A 26561-nucleotide genomic window follows, 5' to 3' on the forward strand; every position below is an offset into this window, starting at 1 on the left:
GTCACACTTTCAACTGGGCGCGCTGTCTGGGCTTTTCAGCCATGGGCCGGTGGTTGGCCGGTTCTCCGCAGCCCCGGAGACGCTCGGCTCCGGGGCGGCCCGGGGCGGTCAGCGGCGCGTGGCGGGCGTGCTCATCAGGCCGTGCAGGAACGACAGGTCGACGTGTTCGAGCGAGGGTACGACGGTGCGGCCCGCGGCCGGGCCGATGGGCGCGACGGACGGCACGGCCACCACGCGGCAGCCCGCGGCCTCGGCGGCGGCCACGCCGGTCGCGGTGTCCTCGATGACCGCGCAGCGGGCCGGGTCGACGCCGAGCCCCGAGGCGGCGAGCAGATACGGGTCGGGGTGCGGCTTGGTGCGGGCCACCTCGTCGCCCGCGATGGTCAGGGCGAAGTGGTGGGCGCCGATGGAGCCGAGGACGCGGTCGATGATGCGCCGGTGCGAGGCGGAGACCAGGGCCGTCGGCACCTCGTGGGCGGAGAGCTCGGCGAGGAGTCTGGCGGCGCCCGGCATCAGCGGCAGGGCGCGGCTGATGCGGTCCTCGAAGCCGTCGTTGAGCAGGACCGTCAGCTCGTCGAGGGTGATGTCGGCGCCGGTGGCCTCGATGAGGAAGCCCGCGCTGCGGGTCATGGGGCCGCCCACGACGACGTCGCGCCAGGCCTCGTCGAGCCGGTGGCCGAGCGCGGCGAACACCTCGACCTCGGCGTCCCACCAGAAGCCCTCGGTGTCGACGAGCGTTCCGTCCATGTCCACGAGAACGGCCTGTAGGGCTGAGCCTTCGGCCGTTCGTGTTCCGAATGCGGGAACCGTACTGGTCATCCGTACACCTCCATGAGGGACGAGAAGGCCGGTCCCCGGAAGGGGACCGGCCTGTACTGGACCGACCAGTGTACGACTCGTCCGGTGTGAGTGCTCTTGGGTTACGGCCGGGGCGGAGCGACTTCAGCGAGCGTTGAAGTACTTCGCTTCCGGGTGGTGGAGCACGATGGCGTCCGTGGACTGCTCGGGGTGGAGCTGGAACTCCTCGGAGAGCTGGACGCCGATGCGCTCGGGCCGCAGGAGCTCGGCGATCTTCGCGCGGTCCTCCAGGTCGGGGCAGGCGCCGTAGCCGAGCGAGAAGCGCGCGCCGCGGTACTTGAGCGCGAACATGTCCTCGACGTCGGCGGGGTCCTCGCCGCCGAAGCCCAGCTCGGCGCGCACGCGCGCGTGCCAGTACTCGGCGAGGGCCTCGGCCAACTGCACGGACAGGCCGTGCAGTTCCAGGTAGTCGCGGTAGGAGTCGGCGGCGAACAGCTCGGCGGTGGCCTCGCCGATCTTCGAGCCGACGGTGACGACCTGGAGGCCCACGACGTCGGTCTCGCCGGACTCCTCGGGGCGGAAGAAGTCCGCGAGGCACAGGTGGCGGCCGCGGCGCTGGCGCGGGAAGGAGAAGCGGGTGCGCTCGTTGCCCTGCTCGTCGAGGATGATCAGGTCGTCTCCCTTGGAGACGCACGGGAAGTAGCCGTAGACGACGGCGGCTTCGAGCAGGCTCTTGGTCTGCAGGTCGTCGAGGAGGCCGCGCAGCCGGGGCCTGCCCTCGGTCTCGGCGAGCTCCTCGTACGTCGGTCCGTCGCCGGTGCGGGCCTGCTTCAGGCCCCACTGGCCCTTGAACAGGGCGCCCTCATCCAGCCAGGAGGCGTACTCCTTGAGCTGGATGCCCTTGATGACGCGGGTGCCCCAGAACGGCGGCGTGGGCACGGGGTTGTCGATGGCGACGTCGGAGCGGGCCGGGCCCTCGGGCTCCTTGACCTCGACGGCGGGTGTGTCGCGCTTGGGCACGCGGCGCTGCTTGAGCTCGGGCAGGGTCGCGCCGGGCACGCCGCGCTTGACCGCGATGAGGGCGTCCATCAGGCGCAGGCCCTCGAAGGCGTCGCGGGCGTAGCGGACCTCGCCCTCGTAGATCTCGTGCAGGTCCTGTTCGACGTAGGCGCGGGTGAGGGCGGCGCCGCCGAGGATGACCGGGTAGTCCGCGGCCATCTGGCGCTGGTTGAGCTCCTCCAGGTTCTCCTTCATGATCACGGTGGACTTGACCAGGAGGCCGGACATGCCGATGACGTCGGCCTTGTGCTCCTGTGCGGCGTCGAGGATCGCGGCCACGGGCTGCTTGATGCCGAGGTTGACCACGTTGTAGCCGTTGTTGGACAGGATGATGTCGACGAGGTTCTTGCCGATGTCGTGGACGTCGCCGCGCACGGTGGCGAGGACGATGGTGCCCTTGCCCTCGGCGTCGGACTTCTCCATGTGCGGTTCGAGGTGGGCGACGGCCGTCTTCATGACCTCGGCGGACTGGAGTACGAACGGCAGCTGCATCTGGCCGGATCCGAACAGCTCGCCGACGACCTTCATGCCCTCCAGGAGGGTGTCGTTGACGATGTCGAGGGCCTTGCGGGTCTGGAGGGCCTCGTCGAGGTCGGCCTCCAGGCCGTTCTTCTCGCCGTCGATGATGCGGCGCTGGAGGCGCTCGTCCAGCGGCAGGGCGGCCAGCTCCTCGGCCTTGCCCGCCTTGAGGGACTTGGCGGTGGCGCCCTCGAAGAGCGCCATCAGCTTCTGCAGCGGGTCGTAGCCCTCGGCGCGGCGGTCGTAGATCAGGTCGAGGGCGGTGGTGACCTCCTCCTCGCTGAAGCGCGCGATCGGCAGGATCTTCGAGGCGTGCACGATCGCGGAGTCGAGGCCGGCCTTGACGCACTCGTCCAGGAAGACGGAGTTCAGCAGGATGCGGGCGGCCGGGTTGAGGCCGAAGGAGATGTTGGACAGGCCGAGCGTGGTCTGGACGTCCGGGTGGCGCCGCTTGAGCTCGCGGATCGCCTCGATGGTGGCGATGCCGTCCTTGCGGGACTCCTCCTGACCGGTGCAGATGGTGAAGGTCAGGGTGTCGATGAGGATGTCCGACTCCAGGATGCCCCAGTTCCCGGTGAGGTCGTCGATGAGCCGTTCGGCGATCTCGACCTTCTTCTCGGGGGTGCGGGCCTGGCCCTCCTCGTCGATGGTGAGGGCGATCAGGGCGGCGCCGTGCTCCTGGGCCAGCTCGGTGACCTTGGCGAAGCGGGACTCGGGGCCGTCGCCGTCCTCGTAGTTCACGGAGTTGATGACGGCGCGGCCGCCCAGCTTCTCCAGGCCCGCCTGGATGACGTCGACCTCGGTGGAGTCCAGGACGATGGGCAGCGTGGAGGCGGTGGCGAAGCGTCCGGCGAGCTCCTGCATGTCCGCCACGCCGTCGCGGCCCACGTAGTCGACGCACAGGTCGAGCATGTGGGCGCCCTCGCGGATCTGGTCGCGGGCCATCTCCACGCAGTCGTCCCAGCGGGCCTCCAGCATGGCCTCGCGGAACTTCTTGGAGCCGTTGGCGTTGGTGCGCTCGCCGATCGCGAGGTACGACGTGTCCTGGCGGAACGGGACAGTCTGGTAGAGCGAGGCGGCGCCGGGCTCGGGGTGCGGGTCGCGCGCGGTCGGGGTGAGTCCGCGCACGCGCTCGACGACCTGGCGCAGGTGCTCGGGCGTGGTGCCGCAGCAGCCGCCGATGAGGGACAGGCCGTACTCGCTGACGAACGTCTCCTGGGCGTCGGCCAGCTCGGCGGGCGACAGCGGGTAGTGGGCGCCGTCCTTGCCGAGGACGGGCAGGCCCGCGTTGGGCATGCAGGCGAGCGGCACGCGCGAGTGGCGGGCCAGATAGCGCAGGTGCTCGCTCATCTCGGCCGGGCCGGTCGCGCAGTTGAGGCCGATCATGTCGATGCCGAGGGGCTCCAGGGCGGTGAGTGCGGCGCCGATCTCCGAGCCGAGGAGCATCGTGCCGGTCGTCTCCACGGTGACGGAGCAGATCAGCGGCAGGTTCGCCCCGGTGGCCTGCAGGGCGCGGCGGGCGCCGAGCAGGGCCGACTTGGTCTGGAGCAGGTCCTGGGTGGTCTCCACCAGGAGCGCGTCGGCGCCGCCCGCGATCATGCCTTCGGCGTTCTGCTGGTAGGCGTCGCGCAGCAGTCGGTACGGGGCGTGGCCGAGGGTGGGCAGCTTGGTGCCGGGGCCCATGGAGCCGAGCACCCAGCGCTGCTGGCCGGTGCTCGCGGTGAACTCGTCGGCGACCTCGCGGGCGATGCGGGCACCGGCCTCGGAGAGCTCGAAGACGCGCTCGGGGATGTCGTACTCGGCGAGGGCGGCGTGGTTCGCGCCGAAGGTGTTGGTCTCCACGCAGTCGACGCCCGCGGCGAAGTACTCCTGGTGCACGGAGCGGACGATGTCGGGGCGGGTGATGTTCAGGACCTCGTTGCAGCCTTCGAGGTTCTGGAAGTCCTCGAGGCTGGGGTCCTGTGCCTGCAGCATCGTGCCCATCGCGCCGTCGGCGACCACCACGCGGGTGGCGAGCGCCTCGCGGAGGGCGTCGGCTCGGTTCCCGGCGGAGGTCTCCGCGGCGGAAACGGATGAGGGGGTCGGCGACGAGGCCATGAATGAGCTCCCTGGAGTGCGACGGCTGTCGGCTTTGCGGCTTCCCGTGGAAGGCGCACCCGGTCAGCGTAGCTGGGACGGGCGTTCTGGTGTGAGGGCATTCCACGGGACGGACGCGTGGCTGGAAATCGCCGTCGAGGGGCTCGCCGCGCGACAAGGCGGTGCGCACCCTTAGCCAGAGGTCGGCAACGACCGATAGTGTTCAGCATTGCCGAACGGCGACCCCGTTCGGCAGGTAGCCGCGGAACGAGTGCCCGGCACACAGGGGTGCGGGAACGGGATGGAGGAAAGGGCTGCGATGGCACGCAACATCCAGTCGCTCGAACGGGCCGCGGCGATGCTGCGCCTGCTCGCGGGCGGCGAGCGCCGACTCGGCCTCTCGGACATCGCCTCCGCCCTCGGTCTGGCCAAGGGCACGGCCCACGGCATCCTGCGCACCCTCCAGCAGGAGGGGTTCGTGGAGCAGGACGCGGCGTCGGGGCGCTACCAGCTGGGCGCGGAGCTGCTGCGCCTCGGCAACAGCTACCTGGACGTGCACGAGCTGCGCGCCCGCGCCCTGGTGTGGACCGACGACCTGGCCCGCTCCAGCGGCGAGAGCGTCTATCTGGGCGTGCTGCACCAGCAGGGCGTGCTGATCGTGCACCACGTCTTCCGGCCCGACGACAGCCGCCAGGTCTTGGAGGTGGGGGCCATGCAGCCGCTGCACTCCACGGCGCTCGGCAAGGTGCTCGCGGCGTACGACCCGGTGGCGCACAGCGAGGCCCTGGAGGCCGAGCGGCGGGCGTTCACGGACCGGACGGTCTGCGGCCCCGCGGAGTTCGAAGGCGTCCTCGACCTCACGCGGGCGCGCGGGTACGCGACCGACGAGGAGGAGACCTGGGAAGGGATCGCCTCCGTGGCCGCGCCCATCTACGACCGGCGGCGGATGCCGGTGGGGGCGGTCGGGGTCACGGGCGCGGTCGAGCGGGTGTGCCCGGACGGGGAGCTGCGGCCGGAGCTGATCGCCGCGGTGCGCGACTGTGCGCGGGCCGTCTCGCGGGACCTGGGCGCCAGCCGCTTCTGACCTCCGGTGGGGGCCTCGCGGGGCGCCCCAGGCCCGCCCCTTCCCGATCCGGGGGGCTCCGCCCCCCCGTGCCCCCCGTTCGTCGGCGCTTCGCGCCTCGTCCTCAAACGCCGGACGGGCTGGATGGTGCCACTCGCCCGTCGTCGGTCGCGTCGCCCACCGATAGGGCGAAACGATCAATAACGATCGTGTTTTCAATTACAGAAGTCTTGACGCGCTGGTAACCCCAGAGTCAGACTCGCGTCCACCGGTCGGCATTGTCGAACAGCTAACGGCATTACGCGTTAGAGTGGGGCAAGCCAAGGGCCGGAGAACGCCCTCACCTGAGGGCGCGGACCACCGGAGGGACCCGGGGTTCGGCTTCCCCTGGACGAAGGACAAAGGAGTCGCGGGTGTCCAGCCACGACATCTTCCTCGGCGAGACCATCGGTACCGCCGTTCTCATTCTGCTGGGCGGTGGCGTGTGCGCCGCCGTCACGCTCAAGCGCTCGAAGGCCAAGGACGCCGGCTGGCTCGCCATCACCTTCGGGTGGGGCTTCGCGGTCCTCACGGCCGCCTATCTGGCCGGTGGCGTCTCGGGCGCCCACCTGAACCCGGCGGTCACCATCGGCCTCGCCGTCGAGGGCGGCACCAAGTGGAGCGATGTGCCGCTCTACCTGGGCTCGCAGCTCCTGGGCGCCATGATCGGCGCCGTGCTCGTGTGGGCGACGTACTACGGGCAGTTCCAGGCCCACCTCACGGACCCCGAGATCATCAAGGCCCAGCCCGCCGAGGAAGGCCTCGTCGACCAGAAGGCGGCCCCCGCGGCCGGTCCCGTGCTCGGCATCTTCTCGACCGGCCCGGAGATCCGGAACGCCGTGCAGAACCTCATCACCGAGATCATCGCCACGACCGTGCTCGTCCTGGCGATCCTCACCCAGGGCCTCAACGACGGCGGCAACGGCCTCGGCACCCTGGGCGCCCTGATCACCGCGCTCGTCGTGGTGGGCATCGGCCTCTCGCTCGGCGGCCCCACCGGCTACGCCATCAACCCGGTCCGTGACCTCGGCCCCCGCATCGTCCACTCGCTGCTCCCGCTCCCCAACAAGGGTGGCTCCGACTGGTCGTACGCGTGGATTCCCGTGGTCGGTCCGCTGATCGGCGGCGCTCTCGCCGCATACATCTTCAAGCTGTTCTGAGCGAACCCGCCGACCACCCGACCACGACGCACCTCAGGAGCACACCGTGACCGACGCGCACACCGCAGGCCCCTTCATCGCGGCGATCGACCAGGGCACCACGTCCAGCCGCTGCATCGTCTTCGACCGGGACGGCCGCATCGTCTCCGTCGACCAGAAGGAGCACGAGCAGATCTTCCCCAAGCCGGGGTGGGTCGAGCACAACGCCACGGAGATCTGGACCAACGTCCAGGAAGTCGTCGCCGGCGCCATCCAGAAGGCCGGCATCACCCGCGACGACATCAAGGCCATCGGCATCACCAACCAGCGCGAGACCACGCTGCTGTGGGACAAGAACACCGGCGAGCCGGTGTACAACGCCGTCGTCTGGCAGGACACCCGCACCGACGCGCTCTGCAAGGAGCTCGGGCGCAACGTCGGCCAGGACCGCTTCCGGCGCGAGACCGGCCTGCCGCTGGCCTCCTACTTCGCGGGCCCCAAGGCCCGCTGGCTGCTCGACAACGTCGAGGGCGTGCGCGAGCGCGCCGAGGCGGGCGACATCCTCTTCGGCACCATGGACTCCTGGGTCATCTGGAACCTGACGGGCGGGGTGAACGGCGGCAAGCACGTCACCGACGTCACCAACGCCTCGCGCACCATGCTGATGAACCTGCACACCATGGAGTGGGACGAGCGCATCGCCGAGTCCATCGGCGTGCCGATGCCGATGCTCCCCGAGATCCGCTCCTCCGCCGAGGTCTACGGCGAGGTCACCGGCGGCAAGCTCGGCGACCTCCTGGGCGGCATCCCGGTCGCCTCCGCGCTCGGCGACCAGCAGGCGGCCCTGTTCGGCCAGACCTGTTTCGCCGAGGGCGAGGCCAAGTCCACGTACGGCACCGGCACGTTCATGCTGATGAACACCGGTGAGAAGGCCATCAACTCCTACTCGGGCCTGCTGACCACCGTCGGCTACCAGATCGGCGACGCCAAGCCGGTCTACGCCCTCGAAGGCTCCATCGCCGTCACCGGCTCCCTGGTGCAGTGGATGCGCGACCAGATGGGCCTCATCAAGTCCGCCGCCGAGATCGAGACGCTGGCCTCCAGCGTCGAGGACAACGGCGGCGCCTACTTCGTCCCGGCCTTCTCCGGCCTGTTCGCCCCGTACTGGCGCTCCGACGCCCGCGGTGTGATCGCCGGTCTCACCCGGTACGTCACCAAGGCGCACATCGCGCGCGCCGTCCTGGAGGCCACCGCCTGGCAGACCCGTGAGATCACCGACGCCATGACGAAGGACTCCGGCGTCGAGCTCGCGGCCCTCAAGGTCGACGGCGGCATGACCTCCAACAACCTGCTGATGCAGACCCTCTCGGACTTCCTGGACGCGCCCGTGGTGCGTCCGATGGTGGCCGAGACGACCTGCCTCGGCGCCGCATACGCCGCCGGCCTCGCCGTCGGTTTCTGGTCTTCCACCGACGACCTGCGCGCCAACTGGCGCCGGGCCGCCGAATGGACCCCCCGCATGGACGCGGACACCCGCGCCCGTGAGTACAAGAACTGGCTCAAGGCCGTGGAGCGGACCATGGGCTGGCTCGAAGACGAGAGCTGACCACAGCTCAGCTGACGAGGAGCAATAACCATGACCACCCTAGAGAGCGGCCCCGTCATCTCGGCACTCGGGACGCCGCCGGCGGCCGGCGGCAACCCGAGCCGTGCCGAGACCCGGGAACGCCTTTCCAAGGCGGCGTACGACCTCCTGGTGATCGGCGGCGGCATCCTGGGCATCTCCACCGCCTGGCACGCCGCGCAGTCGGGTCTCAGGGTGGCCCTGGTGGACGCCGGCGACTTCGCCGGCGCCACCTCCTCCGCCTCCTCCAAGCTCCTCCACGGCGGTCTGCGCTACCTGCAGACCGGCGCGGTGAAGCTGGTGGCGGAGAACCACTTCGAGCGGCGTGCGGTGTCGCGTCAGGTGGCACCGCACCTCGCCAACCCGCTCACCTTCTACCTGCCGGTGTACAAGGGCGGCCCGCACGGCGCCGCCAAGCTCGGCGCGGGCGTCTTCGCCTACTCGGCGCTCTCCGCGTTCGGCGACGGCGTCGGCCACCTGCTCTCCCCCGCCAAGGCGGCGCAGGACGTGCCGGAGCTGCGCACCGACAACCTGAAGGCCGTCGCGGTCTACGGCGACGACCAGATGAACGACGCCCGCATGGCCCTGATGACGGTCCGCGCGGCCGTCGAGGCAGGCGCCGTCGTCCTCAACCACGCCGAGGTCACCGGCCTGCGCTTCACCAAGGGCCGGGTCACGGGCGCCGACCTCAAGGACCGGCAGTCCGGCGACGAGTTCGGCGTCAACGCCCGACTCGTCCTGAACGCCACCGGCCCCTGGGTCGACCACCTGCGCGCGATGGAGGACCCGGACGCGGCCCCCTCCATCCGCCTGTCCAAGGGCGCGCACCTCGTCCTCAAGCGCACCGCCCCCTGGAAGGCCGCGCTGGCCACGCCGATCGACAAGTACCGCATCACGTTCGCCCTGCCGTGGGAGGACATGCTGCTGCTCGGCACGACCGACGAGGAGTACGAGGGCGACCCGCGCGACGTCTCGGTCACCGAGAAGGACACCGCGCAGATCCTCGACGAGGCCGCGTTCTCGATCCGGGACCAGCAGCTGTCCCGTGATCTGATCACGTACTCGTTCGCGGGTCTGCGGGTGCTGCCCGGCGGTCCGGGCGACACCTCCAAGGCCAAGCGCGAGACGGTCGTCACCGAGGGCCGCGGCGGCATGCTGTCGGTCGCGGGCGGCAAGTGGACGACGTTCCGCCACATCGGCCGCACCATCATGAAGAAGCTGGAGTCGCTGCCGGGCCACCCGCTGGGCGACGACTACGAGCCGATCTCCACGCTGCCGAAGAAGCTGCCGCTGCCCGGCATCGCCAACCCGCGCGCGGTCGCCCACCGGCTGCTCGTCGACGGCCCGGCCCCCGGCCCGCGCATGGCGCCGGACACCGCCCGTCACCTGGCGACGCACTACGGCTCGCTGTCCTTCGACATCGCCCGCCTGGCGAACGAGAACCCGGAGCTCGCCGAGCGCGTCCACCCCGACGCCCCGGAGATCTGGGCGCAGGTCGTCTACGCGCGCGACCACGAGTGGGCCGAGACGGCCGACGACGTGCTGCGCCGCCGTACGACGCTGACGATCCGCGGCCTCGCGACGGACGAGATCCGCGGCAAGGTCGAAGACCTGCTGGGCAAGAAGAGCTGACCCAGGAGTGATCTGTAAGGGGCGGTCGCCATGGCGACCGCCCCTTACGCGTGCCCGGGAACACCTGCCACGCCACCGCCACAGCGCCGCAATGTTCAGCGCGTACATGTGAAGCATGAAGTTTCAGGTGCTGTCCCTCATCTCCCACTCCCCGCACCCGCTGACCGGGGAACGGGCCCCCGCGGCCGAGCGGATCGCCGACGTCGTCGAGGTCGGCGTCGAGGCGGAGCGGCTCGGCTACGACGCCTACGCCGTGGGCGAGCGGCACGCGGGCGACTTCCTGTCGTCGAGCCCGACGGTCGTCCTCGGCGCGCTCGCGGCCCGCACCTCCCGCATCCGGCTCCTGACCGGCGTCACCGTCGTCGCGATCCTCGACCCGGTGCGGATCGCCGAGGACTACGCGACGCTCGACCAGCTCTCGCGCGGACGCGTGGAGCTGGTCATCGGCAAGGGCGCCGAGGCGGGCCACTTCGATCTGTTCGGGCTCGACGAGGCGCGCCAGTGGGACCTCCAGGAGGAGAAGTACGAGCTGCTGCGGCGCCTGTGGCGGGAGGAGAACGTCGACTGGCAGGGCGAGTTCCGCCCCGCCCTGAAGAACGTCACGACGGTGCCGCGCCCGTACGCGGGGCCGCCGCGCGTCTGGCACGGCTCGGCGACCTCCCTCAACTCCCCCGAACTCGCCGCCAAGCACGGCGATCCGCTGTTCACCGCCAACGCGATCCAGCCGCGCGCGGCGTACGCGAAGCTGATCGCGCACTACCGCGAGCGGTTCGAGGCGTACGGCCACGACCCCGCCGACGCCCATGTGGCGGCGGGCTCGGGCGGACTGCTCATCGCCGACAGCGCGGAGCAGGCCGTCAGCCGCTACCGGGAGCTGTACGAGGCGAAGGTGCGCCAGACCTTCAAGCCGCACCTGGAGGGCAAGGCGGGCTACAACACGCCCTTCCGCACCATCGAGGAGGCGATCGCCGACGGGCCGCAGCTCATCGGTTCGCCGCAGCAGATCATCGACAAGATCCTCGGCTACCACGAGGTGTACCGGCACGACCTGCAGTCCATCACGGTCGACGGGTTCGGTCTGCCGCGCGCCGAACAGGTCGAGACCCTCCAGCGGTTCGCGGAGGAGATAGCGCCGGTGGTGCGCAGGGAGGCCCCGTCCCGGCTGTGGGACCCCTCGTGACGGCGGCCGGGGCCGGGCTACGATCCGCACAGGAGTCCGGCCACCGCCCGCACCGCAGTCCGCCCCTTGGGAGCGACCGATGACCCTCCTCACGACCTGGCCCGACGCGGGCCCCGAGACCGTCGTCCGGCGCACGTCGGACCCCGTCGAGATCGCCGAGGTGCTCGCGCCGCTCGGCGTGCGCTACGAGCGGTGGCCGGTGCGTGCGGACGTACCGGCCGACGCGGACGGCGACACCGTGCTCGCCGCGTACGGACCGGAGATCGACAAGCTGAACGCGGCGGAGGGCTTCCGCACCGTCGACGTCGTCGCGCTGCGTCCGAGCGACGACCCGGGCTGGCCGGACAAGGCGCGGGCGGCCCGGGAGAAGTTCCTCGCCGAGCACACGCACGACGACGATGACGAGGTGCGCTTCTTCGTGGCGGGCGCGGGCGTCTTCTATCTGCACGTACGCGGCGAAGTGCACGCCGTGTACTGCGAGAAGGGCGATCTGCTCGGGGTGCCGCGCGGCACGGCGCACTGGTTCGACATGGGCACGTCGCCCTCGTTCACGGCGATCCGCTTCTTCCACGAGGAGGACGGCTGGATCGCCGCGTTCACCGGCAGCGACATCGCCGGGCGCTTCCCGGACTTCGACACGATCCACGCCGGTCACACGGGGGCCGCGAGGTGAGCGTGGGGCTTGGGCCCGGCGCCGTGGACGCGGTGGTGCTCGACATCGAGGGCACCACGAGCGCCACCGGGTTCGTCGTGGACGTCATGTACCCCTACGCCCGGGAGCGGTTCGGGGCGCTGCTGGCCGAGCGGTCCCACGAGGCCGTCGTCGCGCGCGCCGTCGCCCAGGTCCGCGAGGAGATCGGCGAGCCCGGCGCGGACGCCGCGCGGATCGAGAAGGTCCTCGGCGCCTGGGCCGACGAGGACCGCAAGGCCACGCCGCTGAAGGCGCTCCAGGGCGTCGTCTGGGCGGAGGGCTTCGCGCGCGGCGACCTCGTCGCGCCCTTCTTCGACGACGTGGTGCCGCGGCTGCGGAGCTGGTACGCGGCCGGGATCCGGCTGTACGTGTACTCGTCGGGGTCGGTGGCGGCACAGCGCGCGTGGTTCGCGCACTCGGCGCACGGGTCGCTCACCGGCCTGGTCAGCGGCTGGTACGACACGCAGAACGCGGGGCCCAAGCAGGACCCCGGCTCCTACCGGGCCATCACCGCCGCGGTCGGCGTGCCGCCCGGCCGCACGGTGTTCCTGTCCGACCGGCTCGGCGAGCTGGACGCGGCCCGGGCGGCGGGGTGGCGGACGGTCGGGGTGCGCCGGGCCGGGGAGCCGTACTTCGCCGAGGGCGTCGGCGGGCATCCGGAAGTGGGGTCGTTCGACGAGGTGGGGCTGGTGGCGTCGTGAGCGTGGAGTCGCGGGTGGGCGGGGCACCGGGGCCTGGCCCGGCCGCCGGGACCGGCCTGGACATCGGTGTGCGGGAGGCCGGGGCGGTGCTCGCGGCGGAGGCCGCGCGGTTCGCCTCCTTCGGCTGGATGCGCGGGACCTCGGGGAACCTCTCCGTCGTGGTCTCCCGCGATCCCGTACGGCTCGCCGTGACGGCCAGCGGGCTCGACAAGGGCGAACTGACCGCCGCCGACGTGGTCCTGACGGACGCCGAGGGCGCCGCGGTCGGCGCCGGGCGGCCGTCGGCCGAGGCCGCGCTGCACGCGCGCGTGGTGCGGCTCACCGGGGCGGGCGCCGTCGTGCACGTACACACCGTGGCGTCCGTGGCGATGGGCGGGCGGCGGCCGGGTGGGATCGAGTTCGAGGGCCTGGAGATGCTCAAGGGGCTCGGGCACCGGACGCACGACGTCGCGGTGGTCCTGCCGGTGATCGAGAACAGTCAGGACATGGCGGAGCTCGCGGACCGTATGGAGGCGGCGCTGCGGCCGGGGATGCCCGCGGTGGTCGTGGCCGGGCACGGGCTGTACGTCTGGGGCGACGACCCGCGGCAGGCGCGGCACCGCACGGAGGTCGTGGAGTGGCTCCTGGAGCTGGCCCTGGCCGTCGGGTGACCCTGCGCGGGGCTACCCCGGCAGCTCGCCCTTCGCCACCTCGCGGACGCCGTGCTCCGTCACCAGGGCGGTCACCAGCGAGCCCGGGGTGACGTCGAACGCGGGGTTGTGGCCGCGCGATCCGGCGGGGGCGGTGCGGACGCCCGCCCACTCCAGGACCTCCTCCTCGGCGCGCAGTTCGATGGGGATGTCGGCCCCGGACGCCGTGGCGAGGTCCACGGTCGTGCTGGGCGCGGCCACGACGAAAGGGATGCCCGCGTGCGCGCAGGCGAGGGCTATGCCCACGGTGCCCACCTTGTTCGCGGTGTCGCCGTTCGCGGCGATCCGGTCCGCGCCGACGACTGCCGCGTCGACCTCGCCGCGCAGGATGACCCCGGCGGCGGCCGCGTCCGCCTGGACGTGGTGCGGGATGCCCGCGTGGGCGAGCTCCCAGGCGGTGAGCCGCGCGCCCTGGAGCAGCGGCCGGGTCTCGTCGGCGTACACGGAGTCGAGGCGGCCGCGCCGGTGCAGCTCCCGGATGACGCCGAGCGCGGTGCCCCAGCCCGCCGTGGCGAGCGCGCCGGTGTTGCAGTGGGTGAGGACGCGCAGCGGCCGGTCCGGGCCGAGGCGGTCGAGGAGCCAGTCGGCGCCGTGTCGGCCGAGGGCGTGGTTGGCCGCGAGGTCTTCCCGTACGACGGCGTCCGCCTCGGCGAGCACCGCGCCGAGGCCCTCGTCGAGGCGTGCGGCGACGCGGTCCACGCAGGCCATGAGGTTGACGGCGGTGGGGCGCGCCGCGCGGACGCGGGCGACCTCGGCGTCGACCCGCGCGCGGTCCCAGCCCTCGCGCTCCCCCTGGACCAGGGCGAGCGCGACGCCGTACGCCCCGGCCGCGCCGATCGCGGGCGCGCCGCGGACCACCAACCGCACGATGGCGTCGACGAGTTGGTCGACCGTGCGGACGTCGAGGCGCTTCAGGGCGTGCGGCAGGGCCGTCTGGTCGACGAGACAGAGCGCGGGGCCGCTCGCGGTGTCCGTCCAGACGACGGCCCTGAGGTCCTCGGTGCTCGCCTTGCTCATGGGGGTCAACTCCCGGTGGCGGTGCGGGTCCGGCTCGCGCGGCCACCGTACCCGAGCGTCCTGAACGTGAGTTCGACGCCGTCGGGCCACCCCGGCGCCGCCGCCGCGCCCGCCTCCCGGCACACTTCCCCCGAAGCCCTCGGAGCTCTCGGAACCTCGGCTCCCCCGGACCCCAGCCAGGAGCGCGCATGACCATGTCCTCGGCGTCCCCCGCCCCGCAGCCCATCACCGGCCTGCCCCGCACCGGCCTGCCGCCGTACGCCGTCGTCGTCGGCGACCCCGCCCGCGCGGCGGCCGTCGCCGAGCTCCTCGACGACGCGAAGGAGGTGGCGTACCGCCGGGAGTACCGCACCTTCACCGGGACCTGGCAGGAGTTGCCGGTGGTCGTGGCCTCGCACGGCGTGGGCGCGCCCGGGGCGCTGCTGCTCTTCCAGGAGCTGGCGCAGGCGGGTGTGACGCATGTCATCCGGCTCGGTACGGCAGGCGCGATCCGGCCCGGCATCGCGGCCGGTGACCTGGTGATCGCGGACGCGGCGGTGCGCGACGACGGCGTGACGGGGCAGCTGATCCCGGCCGAGTACCCGGCGTTCGGGGCGCCCGAGGCGGTGCTCGCGCTGCAGCGGGCGGCCCGTGCCGCCGGGGCCCCGCACCACCGGGGCGTGGTGTGGACGCGGGCGGCCTTCCAGCCCGGCTTCCTGCCGCTGCCCGCCGACGCGTACGAGCGGGCGGGCGTCGCCGCCATCGAGATGGAGCTGAGCGCCCTGTACGTGTTCGCCTCGACGCGCGGCCTGGTCGCGGGCGGCGCGCTCGTCGTGGACGGCGCGAACGCCGACGAGCTGGTCGACGAGGAGGCCACCGGCGGCTACGACCCGCACCGGTCGGAGGTCGCCGACGGAGTCGCCCGTGGCGCCCGGATAACCTTGGACGCGCTGCGCCTGTTGGCCGCCGACGTCCCCGCGCAGACCGGACAAAACCGGTAGAACCGCCCGCCGGAAGCACCCTGGAGACACGCACCACATGCTCCCCATCGACCTCCTCGTCCACGGCGGCGACGTCCTGACCGTCGACGCGTCCGGCACCGTGGTGAGCGACGGCGCCGTCGCCGTGCGCGCCGGTGAGATCGTGGCCGTCGGCCCCGCCGAGCGCCTGCGCGCCCAGTACGCCCCGGCCGAGGAGATCGACGCGCGCGGCTGTCTCGTCCTGCCGGGGCTCGTCAACACGCACACCCACCTGGCGATGACGCTGCTGCGCGGCACCGCCGACGACGTCACCCTCCAGGGCTTCCTGGAGCGGGTCGTGCCGCGCGAGGCCGAGCTGCTCACGCCGGAGACCGTCGCGGTGGGCCTGCGCGCGGCGATCGCCGAGTCGGTGCGCGGCGGGGTGACCACCGCGCTCGACATGTACTGGTTCCACGAGGCCGCCGAGGAGGTGGCGCGCGAGGCCGGGTGGCGGCTGCTCACCGGCCCGACGTTCATGGACGTGCCAGAGCCGCCGGACGGCCGCCCGTACGCGGAGCGGCTCGCCTGGGCGGGCGCCTGGCTGGCCGCCCGCAGCGCCGCCCCGGGCACCAGGCCGGTGCTCTTCGCGCACTCCGCGTACACCCTGGCGCCCGACCAGCTCGCCGCGATCACCGCGCTCGCCCGCGCCCACGGCGCCCTGCTGCATCTGCACGCGGCCGAGAACGCGGCCGAGGTGGCCCTGGTCGCCGAGCGGTACGGCATGCGCCCGGTGGAGCTGCTCGACTCGCTCGGCGTGCTCGGCCCGGACACGCTCCTCGCGCACGCCGTCGAGCTGACCGACGCGGAGATCGCGGCGCTCGCCCGCACGGGGACGTCCGTCGCGCACTGCCCGGCGTCGAACCTGAAGCTGGGATGCGGCATCGCCCGCGTGCCCGACCTGCTCGACGCCGGTGTCACGGTCGGCATCGGCACCGACGGCGCCGTGAGCTCCAACACGCTCGACGTGCTCGGCGCGGTCCGGCTCGCGGCGCTCGTCCACAAGGCGGGCGGCGACCCGACGGCGGTCGGCGCCGAGCAGGCCGTGCGGATGGCCACCATCGAGTCGGCGCGGGCGCTCGGCCTCGGCGACCGGCTCGGCTCCCTGGAGCCGGGCAAGCGCGCCGACCTGATCGTCGTCGGCCTGGACCGGCCGCACCTGGCGCCGCGCCACGACCCCTACGGGACGCTCGCCTACGCCGCCGCGGGCGCGGACGTGCGCGACACCGTCGTCGACGGCCGCGTCCTGATGCGCGACCGCGCCCTGCTCACCCTCGACGAACCGCACGTGCTGCGCGCCCTGACCGACGCCGTGGCCCCGGCCGAACCCGCGCGCCTGTCATGAGCTCCCCGCCCCCCACCCCGACCCGCGGCTTCACCGGCCGCGCCCCCGCCGCCGACCGCGACCCGCGCCTGCCCCCGGGCCAGTACGACGCCCGCGACACCTGGCCCGTGCTCTCCGCCGAGGTCACGCCCCGGCTCGCGGCCGCCGACTGGACGTTCCGCGTCGGCGGGCTCGTGGCGAGCCCGCGCGCCTGGACCTGGGAGGAGGCGCACGCGCTGCCCGCGTCCGAGTACCGGGGCGACATCCACTGCGTGACGAGCTGGTCCAAGTTCGGCGTGCGCTTCGGCGGCGTGAGCCTGGACGCGTTCCTCGCCGGGGCGGGCGGCCCGCTGCCCGCCGCCACGCACGTCGTCGCGTACTCCCACACCGGCTACACCGCGAACCTGCCGCTCGCCGACGTGACCGGCGGCCGGGCCTGGATCGCCTGGGAGTACGACGGGGCGCCGCTGCCGCCCGAGCACGGCGGGCCCGCCCGGCTCGTCGTGCCGCACCTGTACTTCTGGAAGAGCGCCAAGTGGATCGCGGGCCTGGAACTGCTCGACCACGACGAGCCGGGCTTCTGGGAGAAGAACGGCTATCACCACCGGGGCGACCCGTGGCGTGAGGAGCGGTACGCCGGTGACTGAGACCACCACGGGGGCGTTCGTCCCCCCGACCGCCTTCGCGGTGCCCGGGCGCATCGCCGTGAGCGAGCAGGCCGCGGCCCACTGGCAGCAGGCCCTGATCACCGGGATCCGCCGCGAGACGCACGCCGCCGCGACCTTCCGGCTCAAGGTGCCGCACTGGCAGGGGCACCTGCCGGGCCAGCACCTGATGCTGCGCCTGACCGCCGCGGACGGCTACGTCGCCCAGCGCCACTACTCGCTGGCCTCCGCGCCGGACGACAGCGGCGAGATCGAACTGACCCTGGACCACGTGCCGGGCGGCGAGGTCTCGGGGCATCTGCACACGGTCGCGCGGGAGGGCGACACCGTGGAGGTGCGCGGCCCGCTGTCCGGCTTCTTCGCCTGGCCCGGCGACCGGCCCGCGCTGCTGCTCGGCGCGGGCTCCGGCGTGGTCCCGCTGATGTCGATGATCCGCCACCACCGGCGGGCGGGCCTGACCGTGCCGCTGCGCCTGCTCGTCTCGGCCCGCACCCGCGCGGACCTCCTCTACGCCGACGAGTACGGGGCCGAGACGGACGTGATCCTCACCCGCGCCGAAGGACGCCTCACCGCCGGGCACTTGGCGCCCCACCTCGGCGCCGGGCGGCCCGAGGGCGGCTGGGAGGCGTACGTCTGCGGCTCCAACGGCTTCGCCGAGCACGCCTCGCGGCTCCTGGTGGAGGGCGGCCAGCCCGTGGACCGGATCAGGATCGAACGCTTCGGCTGAACCCCGTTCCCCGTAAGGCTCCAAGGGACATAATGAGCCGATACATCCGATGTCTCTTCACCTACCGGACATCCGATGTCCGTTCCTGCTGCTCTTCACCGAGGCGAGGTCCCCATGGCTGTCACGGACGAGGCCATCGAAAAGATCAAGGGCATGATCGTCTCGGGTGCGCTGCGCCCCGGCGACCGCCTCCCCAAGGAGAGCGAGCTGGCCGCCGAACTCGGCCTGTCCCGCAACTCGCTGCGCGAGGCGGTGCGCGCGCTCTCCCTGATCCGCATCCTCGACGTGCGGCAGGGCGACGGCACGTACGTCACCAGCCTCGATCCGCAGCTGCTCCTCGAAGCCCTGAGCTTCGTGGTCGACTTCCACCGCGACGACACGGTCCTGGAGTTCCTCGCCGTACGCCGCATCCTGGAGCCCGCCGCGACGGCGATGGCGGCCGCGCGGATCAGCGAGGCGGAACTGGACGCCCTGACCGAGCAGTTGGACGCCCTCGGCAGCGCGCCGTCCGTGGAGGAGCTGGTGGCCTGCGACCTGGAGTTCCACCGCGGCATCGTCCAGTGGTCGGGGAACTCCGTCCTGTGCTCGCTGCTCGACGGCCTGTCCGGGCCGACGACGCGGGCCCGCGTCTGGCGCGGCCTCACCCAGGAGGACGCGGTCAGCCGCACGCTGCACGAGCACCGGGCGATCCTCGGCGCCCTGCGCGACCGGGACGCGGAAGCCGCCAGGTCCTGGGCGACCGTGCACATCGCGAGCGTGGAGCAGTGGCTGCGCTCCACCCTCTGAGCTCCGGGCTCCGCGGCCGAACCGGGCACGACAGGAGTGAGGCGCGATTGACCTGGGCAGTGATCCGGCACTCGGCGCCGCCGGGGGGCTGCGGAGGCCCCCGTGGGACGCCGTAAGGTTGGGGCGTACTTAGCGGAGAACGTCGGAAGGAGGCCTGGGTGATCGAGCTCGAGGGGGTACCCGAGCTGATCGACCCGGTCATGGTGGCCGCGTTCGAGGGCTGGAACGACGCCGGCGACGCCGCCTCCACCGCGGTCGCGCATCTCGACAAGGAGTGGAAGGGCGAGGTCTTCGCGGCACTGGACGCCGAGGACTACTACGACTTCCAGGTCAACCGCCCCACGGTGTGGCTGGACGGCGGCGTGCGCAAGATCACGTGGCCGACGACCCGGCTCTCGGTCGTCCGTGTCGGCGGCGAGAAGCCGCGCGACCTGGTCCTGGTCCGGGGCATCGAGCCGTCCATGCGCTGGCGTTCGTTCTGCAACGAACTCCTCGGCTTCGCCCACGAGCTGGGCGTCGAACTGGTCGTGATCATGGGCGCGCTGCTCGGTGACACCCCGCACACCCGGCCGGTCCCGGTCAGCGGCGTCACCTCCGATCCGGACCTGGCGCGCAGCATGGACCTGGAGGAGACCAAGTACGAGGGCCCGACGGGCATCGTCGGCATCCTCCAGGAGGCGTGCACGCACGCGGGCGTGCCCGCGGTCAGCCTGTGGGCGGCCGTGCCGCACTACGTCTCGCAGCCGCCGAACCCGAAGGCGACGCTCGCGCTGCTCAACCGCCTGGAGGACCTGATCGACCTCAGGATCCCCCTCGGCGAGCTGACGGAGGACGCGCGCGCCTGGCAGCTGGGCGTCGACCAGCTAGCGGCCGAGGACAGCGAGGTCGCCGAGTACGTGCAGTCCCTGGAGGAGGCGCGGGACACCGCGGAGCTGCCGGAGGCCTCGGGCGAAGCCATCGCCCGCGAGTTCGAGCGCTATCTGCGGCGGCGCGACGGGGGCGGCCCGGGCCAGGTCGGCGGCCCCGGCCAGGTCGGCGGCGTGGCGTCCGAGGGCGAGGGCGCGGCCTATCTGCGGGACGCCCCCAGCGAGCGCACCCGCCCGCCGAAGCCGCAGCCGCGCCCGGACCCGGGCCCGGAGCCCGGCACCGGATCCGCGGCGAAGCCGTCGCCGGAGGACAAGGCCGAGGCGGACGACACGGCCGAGGTCGAAGACAAGGCCGGCGACAAGGCGGTCGGCGCCGCGGACGCCGGGCCGGAGGACGGTCCGACCGCCGCGGACACCACGGCCTCGGACCCGGCCGCCGCGGACACGACCGCGCCGGACCCGGCGGAGCCGGACGCCGAGCCCGGGGATTCCTCCGAGGACTGAGCGGCCGCGTCCCCCGGGACGCACCGGCCCGCCCGGCAGCAGGAAGGGGCGGCACCCACGTGGGTGCCGCCCCTTCCTGCGCTCCCGTTCCTGTGCTCCCGCCCCACCCGTCTCGCGACCTTTGGCCGGTTTGCGACGTGACACGGGATTGTCGATGAATTGCACACGGTTCCCTCATCAACTTCTGTTCAAACACAGTTGCGGGAAAGGGGTCTGGACGTTCCGGCCGAGCGGTAGCAGGGTGTGCAGCGACCGAACGCCCGGGGTGCGGCAACCGAAGGGAGCGGTGAAGCGATGACCGACCAGGTGCGGCAGGGCGACGATCCGGGAGGCAGCGGCCCTGGACCGGACGGCGCGGGATTCACCTATCGGGCGACCGAGCAGGAACTCATCGTCGTCGCACGGCCGGAGGCCCGGCTGCGCGCCCAGGAGCACGGTGTCCGCTCGGCGACAGGCGCCGACCTCTCGGCCCTGAACATGTTCCTCAGCGACGAACAACTCACCCTGGAGCCGCTGTTCGGCAGCGAGGACCGGCTCCAGGCGGCAGCGGCGGGCACCCTGGACGACGTGCCCGACCTGACCCTCTTCTACCGGGTGCGCGGCAGCGAGGACCGGGCCCCGGAGCTGCGCGCGCGGATCGCGGCGCTGCCCGGCATCGACACGGCGTACGTCAAGCCCGGTGCCGTCCCCGCCACCCTCGGCGCCATCGGGCGGCAGGGCGGCGGCAGCGAGCCCGACGAGGGCCGGCGCCGCAAGGAAGGCGCTCCGGTCACCCCCGACTTCACCGGCCGCCAGGGCTATCTGCGCCCGGCCCCCGAGGGCGTGGACGCGCAGTGGGCCTGGCAGCGGCTCGGCGGCGGCGGTGACGGCGTGACCGTCATCGACATCGAAGGCGCCTGGCAGCTCAGCCACGAGGACCTGTCCGCGCGGCTCGCGGGCGTGGTCATCGGCACCCCGGTCCAGGACCTGTCCTGGCGCAACCACGGCACGGCCGTGATCGGCGTGCTGGGCGGCGACCGCAGCCCCTTCGGCATCACCGGCATCGTGCCGGACGCCGTGACGGCGGCCGCGTCCTTCCTGCCCAGCGGCACGGCGGCGACCATCCACGCGGCCGCGGACCGGCTCGCGCCCGGCGACGTCATCCTCATCGAACTGCACCGGCCGGGACCGAGGTTCGACTTCGAGGACCGCGACGACCAGCGCGGCTACATCGCCGTCGAGTGGTGGCCCGACGACTACGCGGCGGTCCGCTACGCCACCGCGAAGGGCATCGTCGTCGTCGGGGCGGCGGGCAACGGCGCCGAGTCGCTCGACGACGCCCGGTACGAGCGCCGTCCGGACGAGTTCCCGTCCTGGTGGCGCAACCCGTTCAACCCGTCGAACCCGTCGTCCGACGCCGTCCTGGTCGGCGCGGGCGCGCCGCCGCCCGGTACGCACGGCCGCGACCACGGCCCGGACCGCTCGCGCCTGGCGTTCTCCAACTACGGGGCGCGCGTCGACGCGCAGGGCTGGGGCCGCGAGACCACGACGACCGGCGGCTTCTGGAACCAGCCGGGCGACCTCCAGGGCGGTGTGGAGGAGATCGCCTGGTACACCGACACGTTCTCCGGCACGTCGGCGGCGTCCCCGATCGTGGTCGGCGCGCTCGTCTCGCTCCAGGGCATGCTCAAGGCGGCGGGCCAGCAGCCGATGACGTCCGCACGCGCGCGTGCGGTCCTTCGGGCCACGGGTTCGCCGCAGCAGGACGCGCCGGGCCGCCCGGCGTCGCAGCGGATCGGCAACCGCCCCGACATCAAGGCGGCGGTCACCAAGCTGCTGCCGTCGGCGGTGGGCTCGGGCCGCGCCGAGCGCTACTGGGACGAGCTGCTCCCGTATCCGCCGGAACTCCCGCCGCGCCTGCGGCTCTTCGTGGCCGGGGAGTGGCGCAACCTGAACCATCCGACCCCGGAGACCCGCCAGGCGGTGCACTCCGCCTTCGCGGGCGGTTCTCCCGACGTCCGTGTCTGGTTCTCGGACGACGAGGTCGTCGGCCTGGTCGTCACGGGCTGAACACCACGCCAGACACACGGCAAGCGCACGAAGCACGGCAAACGGACCGACCATTGAGGGAAGGTGGCACCCGCATGAGCACCACCCCGCAAATGAGTCAGCTGGGCCAGCAGTACGGTCAGCAGCCCTCCGGCTCGCAGCAGTACGGCCAACAGCAGCCGTTCGGCCAGCAGCAGCCGTTCCAGCAGCAGTCCCAACAACAGCCGTTCTCGCAGCAGCCCTTCTCGCAGCAGCAGTACGGCCAGCAGCCCTTCGGCCAGCAGGGCCCGAGCACCGCGCCGCCGCAGATGGGGCAGCAGGGCCAGATCGGCCAGCAGCGGCCGTTCGGCCAGCAGGGCATGGGCCAGCAGCAGCCGTTCGGTCAGCAGGGCATCGGCCAGCAGATGCCGGGTCAGCAGGGCATGGGCCAGCAGGTCCAGGGCCAGCAGATCCCGCCGCACCTGCGCCAGCAGATGCAGCAGCTCGGCCAGCAGCAGCCGTTCCAGCAGCTGCTCCAGCAGCTCGGCCAGCAGCAGGTCCCGCAGGCGCAGGCGCCCACGATCTCCACCCAGGCCCTGTCGGGCAACGTGGCGGAGAGCTTCTGGGACGTCATCCAGCCGCTGCCCGGCCAGGCCACGCTGCTCTATCTGCACGTGGACGGCGACTGGCGCGTCTTCATCAACCCGCTCGACCGCACCCGTGACCAGGTGCAGGAGGCGTTCGCGTACGGGCAGCCGGTCATCGGCTACTACGACACCAACAACCCGGGCATCCTGCTCGCCATCGTGATCACCAGGTGATCCGTACGGCGGACGGCTGAGGCACCGGTGAGACGGCGGCGCCGGGCGGAGTTCTTCCCGCCCGGCGCCGCTCGCGTCTGTCCGCGTGGCCTACGGGTGTGCTGACAAGGCCACGCAAGCATGCCTACAGGGCCACGTAAGCGTGCTTACAGGGCCACGCCGAGCAGGGCGTCGACGGCGCGCGACACCACGCCGGGCGCCCCCTCGTCCGTGCCGCCCTCGGCGTCCTGACGGGCGGCCCAGCGGTCCACGGCGGCGAGCGCGGCGGGCGCGTCCAGGTCGTTGGCGAGGGCCTCGCGCAGCTCCTCGACGAGGTGCTCGGCGGACGGCCCGTCCGGCCGGGACACGGCGGCGCGCCAGCGCCCGAGGCGCTCGACGGCGTCCTGGAGGACCTGGTCGGTCCACTCCCAGTCGGCGCGGTAGTGGTGGGACAGGAGCGCGAGCCGGATGGCGGCGGGGTCGACCCCGTCGCGCCGCAGCTTCGACACGAACACCAGATTGCCCTTGGACTTGGACATCTTGGCGCCGTCGAGCGCGACCATCCCGGCGTGGACGTACGCCTTGGCGAAGGGGTGCTCCCCGGTCAGGGCCTGGGCGTGCGACGCGCCCATCTCGTGGTGCGGGAAGACGAGGTCGGAGCCGCCGCCCTGCACGTCGAAGCCCATGCCCAGGTGGTCGAGGGCGATGGCCACGCACTCGATGTGCCAGCCGGGCCTGCCGCGGCCGAGCGAGGCACCGTCCCAGCTGGGCTCACCCTCGCGGGCCGCCATCCACAGCATCGGGTCGAGCGGGTTCTTCTTGCCGGGCCGGTCCGGGTCGCCGCCGCGCTCGGCGGAGAGCAGCCGCATGGCGGCGGCGTCGAGACCCGACACCTCGCCGAAGTGCGGATCGGCCTCTACGGAGAAGTAGACGTCCCCTTCGAGCTCGTACGCGGCACCCTGGTCCCGCAGCCGCTCCACGAGGGGCACGATCCCGGGTATGGACTCGACGGCGCCGATGTACTCCTTGGGCGGGAGCAGCCGCAGGGCGGTCATGTCCTCGCGGAACAGCGCGGTCTCGGCCTGCGCGAGCTCCACCCAGTCCTTGCCGTCGCGATTCGCCCGCTCCAGGAGGGGGTCGTCCACGTCGGTCACGTTCTGTACGTAGTGCACCTGCCGCTTGGTGTCGAGCCACACGCGCTGCACGAGGTCGAACGCGTTGTAGGTCGCCGCGTGACCCATGTGGGTCGCGTCGTACGGAGTGATGCCGCAGACGTAGAGACGGGCGACGGGACCGGGCTCGAGGGTGACGAGGCCACCGGTCGCGGTGTCGTGGATCCGGAGGTCGCGGCCCTTGCCAGGCAGGACGGGGACCTCAGAAGCGGGCCAGGCATACATGCCATGAGCCTAACCGGATGCACCGTCCACATACGACCCCGGGGACCATCCCCGGTGCCCCGACCCCGCGGACGGGCCTACACCGGCGGCCAGGGAATCGCGGGCCACTCCCCCGAAGGCGACGGATGCCGCCCCGCGGCGAGCAGCGCGTCCACCCGCGCCCGGGTGGCCTCCACCTCGGCCGCGGTGAGCAGTTCCGCCAGCCGCGAGGCCAGCGCGCCCTCGGCGGCGAGAGCCTCCCGCACGGCCCCCAGAGCGGCGACGGCCTCGTCCGTGAGCTTCTCCCCCGCCCACCCCCACAGCAGCGTCCGCAGCTTGTCCTCCACGTGGAACGTGACCCCGTGGTCGATGCCGTACAGCCGCTGCGAGGCCCCCACGATCAGGTGCCCGCCCTTGCGGTCCGCGTTGTTGATCACCGCGTCGAGCACGGCGAGCCGCCGCAGCCGGGCGTCGTCCGCGTGCACGAGCAGCGCCGTGCGCCCCTGACCGACCTCGGCGAACCCGACGGCCTTCCAGCCGTCCCCGGGCTCCTCCCCGTCGACGAGGGCGAGCAGCTCCGCGCCCTCGGCGGCGTCGCCGGGCGGGTCGATCCACAGCTGGACCATGCCCTGGCCGTAGGGCCCGTCCCGCAGCACGGTGGGCGGCACGAGCCCCCAGCCGAGCGCCTCGGACACCTCGTACGCGGCGACCTCGCGCTCGGCGAGCGTGCCGTCGGGGAAGTCCCACAGGGGCCGCTCCCCGGCGACGGGCTTGTACACGCAAGGCACCGAGGCGCCGTCGTGCGCGACCGAGCAGTACAGCACCGCGTTGGACGCCTGCCGGATCTGCCCGCGCACGGTCAGCTCACCGCGGGTGAGCAGCTCCGTGGCGGTCAGGCTCCCCGCCGGTATCCGTTCTGGCGCGGGCATACGTGTCCTTCCGGGTCGAGCGGCAGGCTGCACAGCGGGCACGGCGGGCGCCCGGCGTTCACGACGTCGAGGGCGCGCTTGGTGAAGGCTCTGGCCTGCGCCCCGGTGAGCCGGACGCGCAGCATCGGCGGGCCGTTCTCCTCGTCCTGCAGGAGCCTCTCCTCGGCCTCCGCGAGGTCTTCGTCGGAGTCCGCGTCCAGCTCGACGAGGGCCTGCGCCTCCACGATCATCCGTTCGGCCTCGCCGTCCCAGGCCAGGGCCATCGTGCCGACCCGGAACTCCTCCTCGACGGGCGAGTCGAGCGGGGCGCTGTCGGCGACCTCGGTGGGCGCGACGGCGGGCACCGCCGCGCTGCCCCCGCTGCGCCGTACCACCTCGTCGAGGAGCTCTTCCATGCGTTCGGCGAGGGCGGCCACCTGGGTCTTCTCCAGGGCGACGCTGGTCACTCGCACTCCGGCGGACGCCTGGAGGAAGAAGGTACGCCGCCCGGGAAGACCGACCGTTCCGGCAACGAAGCGTTCCGGCGGGTCGTAGAGGAACACCTGACGGGGCACGTCCTGTCTCCATTGGAATCGACTGCATGTTCTTGGCGCGTGCATGTTCTTGGCGCGACAACTGCACTGAACCCTACTGCGGGCGACGATCACGGTCATCGCGCGTCTCACGGTGCGCCGGTGTCTCCCCCCACCTGAGCATCCTCGCTCGCGGGCTCGGCGCGCGGGGCCAGGGAAGCGAAGTCCCCGGTGTCCCCGAGGCGGACGAGGAAGGGGCGCAGCCGTGTGTAACGGATCGCAGTGATGGAACACGGTTCTACGGAGATCCGCTGAAAGAGGTCGAGATGCAGTCCGATGGCGTCGGCGACGAGGGACTTGATGATGTCGCCGTGGGAGCACATGAGGTACACGGCGTCGGGGCCGTGGTCGCGCTCCACGCGCGCGTTCCACTCGCGTACGGCCTCGGCGGCGCGGGTCTGCATGGCGCGCAGGGACTCGCCGCCGGGGAAGACGGCGGCGGACGGGTGCTGCTGGACGACCTCCATCAGCGGCTCGTCGGACAGCTCGGCCAGCTTGCGTCCGGACCAGTCGCCGTAGTGGCACTCACCGATGCGGTCGTCGGTGTGGACGGTGAGGTCCGGGCGGGCCGCCGCAAGCGGCGCGAGGGTCTCCCAGCAGCGCTGGAGGGGGCTGGTGACGGCTTCGGCGAGCGGCAGCGCGGCGAGGCGTCCGGGCAGCGCGGCGGCCTGTCGTGCGCCGTGCTCGTCGAGGGCGACACCGGGGGTCCACCCGGCGAGCAGGCCTGCGGTGTTGGCCGTGGAGCGGCCGTGCCTAACGAGGATCAGCGTGGGCATGCGGGTC

The 26561-nt window shown here is 72.7% G+C and carries 23 protein-coding genes; 16 read left to right on the plus strand and 7 right to left on the minus strand.

Annotation, left to right across the window (positions count from 1 at the left end; translation table 11 throughout):
• Positions 1 to 108 precede the first annotated feature (108 nt).
• Both ACIG3E_RS30785 and metH read right to left on the minus strand, forming a co-directional pair.
• A complete protein-coding gene (locus ACIG3E_RS30785; protein ID WP_399622830.1) occupies positions 109 to 819 on the minus strand; it encodes an HAD family hydrolase in 711 nt (236 codons plus the stop codon).
• A 123-nt stretch (positions 820 to 942) separates the two neighbouring features.
• Complete coding sequence (metH, locus tag ACIG3E_RS30790; RefSeq protein ID WP_399622831.1) at positions 943 to 4473, minus strand: methionine synthase; 3531 nt, start codon at positions 4471 to 4473, stop codon at positions 943 to 945.
• A gap of 298 nt (positions 4474 to 4771) precedes the next feature.
• Here metH and ACIG3E_RS30795 point away from each other — a divergent pair, with 298 nt between their 5' ends.
• The 8 genes from ACIG3E_RS30795 (at position 4772) to mtnB (ending at position 13171) form a co-directional block, all read left to right on the plus strand.
• Entirely contained in the window at positions 4772 to 5536 is a 765-nt protein-coding gene (locus ACIG3E_RS30795; RefSeq protein ID WP_242715813.1) for an IclR family transcriptional regulator, read from the plus strand.
• A gap of 392 nt (positions 5537 to 5928) precedes the next feature.
• Positions 5929 to 6714 (plus strand): MIP/aquaporin family protein, encoded by a 786-nt coding sequence (locus ACIG3E_RS30800; RefSeq protein ID WP_399622832.1) that lies wholly within the window; start codon positions 5929 to 5931, stop codon positions 6712 to 6714.
• Between the two features lie 46 nt (positions 6715 to 6760).
• Positions 6761 to 8299, plus strand: a complete 1539-nt coding sequence (gene glpK, locus ACIG3E_RS30805; protein ID WP_399622833.1) for a glycerol kinase GlpK — start codon at positions 6761 to 6763, stop codon at positions 8297 to 8299.
• 30 nt (positions 8300 to 8329) lie between these two features.
• Positions 8330 to 9949, plus strand: a complete 1620-nt coding sequence (locus ACIG3E_RS30810; RefSeq protein WP_399622834.1) for an FAD-dependent oxidoreductase — start codon at positions 8330 to 8332, stop codon at positions 9947 to 9949.
• Between the two features lie 115 nt (positions 9950 to 10064).
• The gene (locus tag ACIG3E_RS30815) at positions 10065 to 11129 is read left to right on the plus strand and encodes an LLM class flavin-dependent oxidoreductase (RefSeq protein ID WP_399622835.1); all 1065 of its coding nucleotides are present in this window, start codon (positions 10065 to 10067) and stop codon (positions 11127 to 11129) included.
• Positions 11130 to 11208: 79 nt separating this feature from the next.
• On the plus strand, positions 11209 to 11802 hold the full coding sequence (locus tag ACIG3E_RS30820; protein WP_399622836.1) for a 1,2-dihydroxy-3-keto-5-methylthiopentene dioxygenase: 594 nt from the start codon (positions 11209 to 11211) through the stop codon (positions 11800 to 11802).
• A complete protein-coding gene (mtnC, locus tag ACIG3E_RS30825; RefSeq protein ID WP_399622837.1) occupies positions 11799 to 12521 on the plus strand; it encodes an acireductone synthase in 723 nt (240 codons plus the stop codon). The genes ACIG3E_RS30820 and mtnC overlap by 4 nt, the downstream gene beginning before the upstream one ends.
• Before the next feature lie 56 nt (positions 12522 to 12577).
• Positions 12578 to 13171: a methylthioribulose 1-phosphate dehydratase gene (mtnB, locus tag ACIG3E_RS30830; protein ID WP_399622868.1), complete on the plus strand. Its 594-nt coding sequence runs from the start codon at positions 12578 to 12580 to the stop codon at positions 13169 to 13171.
• A gap of 12 nt (positions 13172 to 13183) precedes the next feature.
• Here the strand turns inward: mtnB and mtnA are convergent, their stop codons facing one another.
• The gene (gene mtnA, locus ACIG3E_RS30835) at positions 13184 to 14227 is read right to left on the minus strand and encodes an S-methyl-5-thioribose-1-phosphate isomerase (protein WP_399622838.1); all 1044 of its coding nucleotides are present in this window, start codon (positions 14225 to 14227) and stop codon (positions 13184 to 13186) included.
• A 188-nt stretch (positions 14228 to 14415) separates the two neighbouring features.
• Between mtnA and ACIG3E_RS30840 the strand changes: the two genes are divergently transcribed.
• From ACIG3E_RS30840 to ACIG3E_RS30875, 8 genes are all read left to right on the plus strand, one after another.
• A complete protein-coding gene (locus ACIG3E_RS30840) occupies positions 14416 to 15207 on the plus strand; it encodes a purine-nucleoside phosphorylase (RefSeq protein WP_399622839.1) in 792 nt (263 codons plus the stop codon).
• Positions 15208 to 15244: 37 nt separating this feature from the next.
• Positions 15245 to 16567, plus strand: coding sequence for an amidohydrolase (locus tag ACIG3E_RS30845; RefSeq protein ID WP_399622840.1), 1323 nt, complete (start codon positions 15245 to 15247; stop codon positions 16565 to 16567).
• Positions 16564 to 17193, plus strand: a complete 630-nt coding sequence (locus tag ACIG3E_RS30850; RefSeq protein WP_399622841.1) for a sulfite oxidase-like oxidoreductase — start codon at positions 16564 to 16566, stop codon at positions 17191 to 17193. The genes ACIG3E_RS30845 and ACIG3E_RS30850 overlap by 4 nt, the downstream gene beginning before the upstream one ends.
• On the plus strand, positions 17186 to 17938 hold the full coding sequence (locus ACIG3E_RS30855) for a ferredoxin reductase (RefSeq protein WP_399622842.1): 753 nt from the start codon (positions 17186 to 17188) through the stop codon (positions 17936 to 17938). Before ACIG3E_RS30850 ends, ACIG3E_RS30855 begins: the two co-directional genes overlap by 8 nt.
• 114 nt (positions 17939 to 18052) lie before the next feature.
• Positions 18053 to 18724 (plus strand): FadR/GntR family transcriptional regulator, encoded by a 672-nt coding sequence (locus tag ACIG3E_RS30860; protein ID WP_399622843.1) that lies wholly within the window; start codon positions 18053 to 18055, stop codon positions 18722 to 18724.
• A 158-nt stretch (positions 18725 to 18882) separates the two neighbouring features.
• A complete protein-coding gene (locus tag ACIG3E_RS30865) occupies positions 18883 to 20094 on the plus strand; it encodes a PAC2 family protein (RefSeq protein WP_399622844.1) in 1212 nt (403 codons plus the stop codon).
• A 294-nt stretch (positions 20095 to 20388) separates the two neighbouring features.
• Positions 20389 to 22143 carry a S8 family peptidase gene (locus tag ACIG3E_RS30870; protein ID WP_399622845.1) on the plus strand — a complete coding sequence of 585 codons (1755 nt, stop codon included), beginning with the start codon at positions 20389 to 20391 and terminating at the stop codon, positions 22141 to 22143.
• Between the two features lie 74 nt (positions 22144 to 22217).
• Positions 22218 to 22922, plus strand: a complete 705-nt coding sequence (locus ACIG3E_RS30875; RefSeq protein WP_399622846.1) for a hypothetical protein — start codon at positions 22218 to 22220, stop codon at positions 22920 to 22922.
• A 146-nt stretch (positions 22923 to 23068) separates the two neighbouring features.
• On the opposite strand, the gene mshC is transcribed toward ACIG3E_RS30875, so the two are convergent.
• The 4 genes from mshC to ACIG3E_RS30895 all read right to left on the minus strand — a co-directional run bounded on the left by mshC (position 23069) and on the right by ACIG3E_RS30895 (position 26554).
• Entirely contained in the window at positions 23069 to 24298 is a 1230-nt protein-coding gene (gene mshC / locus ACIG3E_RS30880) for a cysteine--1-D-myo-inosityl 2-amino-2-deoxy-alpha-D-glucopyranoside ligase (protein ID WP_399622847.1), read from the minus strand.
• 77 nt (positions 24299 to 24375) lie between these two features.
• Entirely contained in the window at positions 24376 to 25206 is an 831-nt protein-coding gene (locus ACIG3E_RS30885) for an SCO1664 family protein (RefSeq protein ID WP_399622848.1), read from the minus strand.
• Positions 25170 to 25760 carry a DUF3090 domain-containing protein gene (locus tag ACIG3E_RS30890; RefSeq protein ID WP_138958722.1) on the minus strand — a complete coding sequence of 197 codons (591 nt, stop codon included), beginning with the start codon at positions 25758 to 25760 and terminating at the stop codon, positions 25170 to 25172. The genes ACIG3E_RS30885 and ACIG3E_RS30890 overlap by 37 nt, the downstream gene beginning before the upstream one ends.
• Before the next feature lie 107 nt (positions 25761 to 25867).
• Positions 25868 to 26554 (minus strand): histidine phosphatase family protein, encoded by a 687-nt coding sequence (locus ACIG3E_RS30895; protein ID WP_399622849.1) that lies wholly within the window; start codon positions 26552 to 26554, stop codon positions 25868 to 25870.
• Between the last annotated feature and the right edge of the window lie 7 nt (positions 26555 to 26561).

It is taken from the genome of Streptomyces sp. NPDC053474, from assembly GCF_044544845.1.
Taxonomy (GTDB): domain Bacteria; phylum Actinomycetota; class Actinomycetes; order Streptomycetales; family Streptomycetaceae; genus Streptomyces.